The 3,370-nt window shown below is 46.5% G+C and carries 1 protein-coding gene; it reads left to right on the forward strand.

Annotated features, from left to right (window positions below; genetic code table 11):
- The first annotated feature begins 122 nt into the window (after nt 1–122).
- Nucleotides 123–3,152: a hypothetical protein gene (locus tag ACODTW_RS28170; protein ID WP_488949540.1), complete on the forward strand. Its 3,030-nt coding sequence runs from the start codon at nt 123–125 to the stop codon at nt 3,150–3,152.
- Nucleotides 3,153–3,370: the final 218 nt, after the last annotated feature.

The following is a 3,370-nucleotide window of genomic DNA, read 5'->3' on the forward strand; positions in this document are numbered from 1 at the left end:
GCGACTGTCAGGGGATTACCGTATCTGTACATATATTCTGGCATCTGAACCAGAATCATATAAAATGACATACTACCACCCCCGCATTGCACTCTGCGGCAGATTTTTGTAACGAGGATATTGTGAGCGGTACCATTACCTATCCTACCGCAGGCGGATCAATCGATCTTTCTGAACGCGATGTGGCATTCGACAACGAGTCTCTCCCGATACCAAACAGGTTAAAAATAATACAAAAGATTACCAAAACAAATGGAACATATTGGAAAGATCCGGAGATATTGAAATCCAGATGGTCCAATTGGATAAACAATCGTAGCCCTGAAAGCGCCATTTATTTCACACAAAGAATCATTACTCTTATGGAAGAGGTAGGTTATTCTGCAGATGGTGATTTTCTGGAGGCGAGTTGCCCGGACATTTTGACTTTCATTAAGAAAATTCGCGTACATGGCCATGCGGTCTGCCTGCACAAGGAAATGGCTGACCCCACATCCATATCAACCATCTATGATGATGTTATCGAACCGCTGGCAAGATTCGGCCAAACCGAGGGCAAGCGGTTAGCAGGCATCGTCAGCCGTGACGGCTCGTCCGCCAGAGGGCTGCTCCAGACGTGGCTTGGCAGCGAGAGCTGTCGCCCCTCATATGAATACATGCATTTGAATGCACAGAACTACAAAGACTCCAATAGCTTGATCAAGAAAATAGCGGAAATATTACAAGCAAAAACAAGAAAAGTTGCCACCAACAATCTTTCCTTCATTAAAGAAATCGCAGCGGAAAGAAAATTCATACTTATAGTAGAGAATTATGATAGCTTCCAAGATGTAGACAGAAAATCAGCCTCAGATTTTTTTCGTATATATGACGATAATCTATATATGCTGATGCACAATGCCTTCCTTCCTTCAGGGCATGTGGAGGCAAAAATGCTCATAACGAGCAAGTTGCCACTATTTTCCATATGTCTAGAGTATCCTACGATCTACCTGTCGGCACATCATTATTCTGCGAATACGAATTCGTCGGGCACTGAAATTGTCCGCGATACGGCATATGTGACCGCAGAAATTGAAGGAATTGCATATCTCGAACAACAATTCTCCCAATCCTCCATCGAGGCCGAAAGCAGGAAGCTGAGGGTCTATAATACCACCATAACTCATCCTGCTACGACATCGGATAGAAGACCGGTCGAAACATGGAATGCTTTGGATAAACTGACCTTGACCAGCCTGTCGACGCTGAGGCTCATCGCGTCCTCCGTTGATGGTGTGCGGATCCGTATTTTCAATGATCTGGCTTTGGAACTTAGGCCGGAATCACATAAAGCGATTTACAACTATGGTAGAATTCCAGGTTCGCCCATGGAGGCTATCGAACTTGTTCGCGCTTTGATGGTAGAACATGTCGAGATATCCCCGGACGGGACGGAGGAGAATAAGTTTATAGTTCTGGACGAGTTCCTGCGGAACGAGATCCTGAGGCATTGGGAACTGAAGAACATAAGGGAGGCCCGCGCAGTCTATACCAAATTAGCTTCACTTGCCTTGCAGGCCGCTTTGGGATTTCAGCGACAGGTGGAGAAGATATTGAAGGACGAGCCGGCCACGCCCAAAGGCGCCTTATTCTTTCTGGACAAGAAAAATGTGGAGAGGTTGATCCAGGGAACCCATGCGCTGTTGGCCAGCGCCACGGTCTCCCCATCCACGCATACGAAGATATCATTGAAGGATGACACCTCAGACCGTGATCAGTATGGCGCGATCATTTCGCTCGATCAATTGGTCCAGATTCTGGAAGAATGCTCACGCAACGCCGAAAGCCTGCCGACGCGGGATATCACTGCCGTCGCCTTCTACAGGCTGTGGCGCATCAGCCTGGAGGGAAACCGCAAATCCGGCCCTTCCTCCCATTTCCGGCTCATCAGCAAATATGGAATGTATGAAACACGCTATCGGCTGCTTGCCAGTTTCCTGAATTTGGGGAGCGCCGTCACCGCCTATTCCTTCGATCCGTCGGATATTAAATCGAAGGTGGATAGCCTTCGCGATTTCCTGAAGCCTGCAGCGCTGAGTGATCTTTCCTTGTCACTAGCCATTTCTGCCATGCAGACCGGTCGAACGAAGGTAGCGCTGGAAATCACCTCTTATCTTCTCAAGGAGGCAAGCAGTTCGCCTTATGTTCAGAAGCAGGTGACGAAAGCCAATGCTGATATCCTTATTCAGGTGGGGCGTTATCCTGAGGCACGGGAGACCTGTGAAGATTTCCTTTCCAAGAATTGTAATTTCAAGACCAGTGCCCGGGAGATGTCACATACGGAGGAACTGCATGAAGAGGTGAAGGATCAAATCAGGAAATTTACTGAACGATCGACGAGTGATACGGAAATTCCCAATCTCCGAGCCTCGGTGGATTTTCTCAGCCGTCTGGGCAAGATATCCGCCATCGTCGGAGATTTGCGAGCTGCGGAAGGATATTTCAAGTCCGCGCTAATCATTAACGAGCATCTCGAGGAGAGATACAATCCTCAACATCGAGAAGATAATCCTAACATCCCCATGAACAATGCAAATGGCAGAAGATATGTTCAATTCTTGATTCAGAAAGCTTGTTCAAGCTACCGTAGTCGATACAACCTTCTCCTCGACGCATCAAACTATCTAAACAAGTGCTTACGCAGCGCCCAGGGAAAACATGATGAAGCCTGCTTCAGAATTGAAGATGCCAAGATCAAGCGCCTTATGGGCAATTTAGATGGCGCCTATGAAGCGATCAATGCGGCTCGGTATGGTACGTATGACGATGATAGAAATAATATAATATATTGGTTTGAGTACAATGCAGAAAGGGCAAAAATTTTATATCAAAGATCATTAAAGGAAGATGAGAAAACGCCTGTTTTGAACGATGAAATGTACGAAGTTTACACCATAATAAAAGATATACTTCTTAGATCCAAAGCAGTCGACTGTCCATTAGCGGAGGCGGAAGCATTATTATTGGGCGCTGAAATCGCCAAAACTACACGAGGAATACAAATACAGGAATTTGATCGGCTTCGCTCATTTCGTGATATTCAGATGTTCAATCATCCACGTTCCTTGCTTATACATGACATATCACCAACGACGGTCGGCGCTTGGTGATGTCTTCATTTTGCTTGTGACCACATCCACTAGGAGGTGCATCATGAAAGAGAGTGGTGGATTTCGTGATCCTCTTAGCTTTCAGAGTCTGTTTGACAACTCAAGGATGAGCGAAGAGTCGTATCAGTAAACTGGACATGACGATAAAGATCATGCCCTTGGAGACGTCGATTCGTAAGCGTCAGCCTGTACAGATACGGTAATCCCCTGACAGTCGT

Source organism: Niveispirillum sp. FG148 (assembly GCF_057809655.1).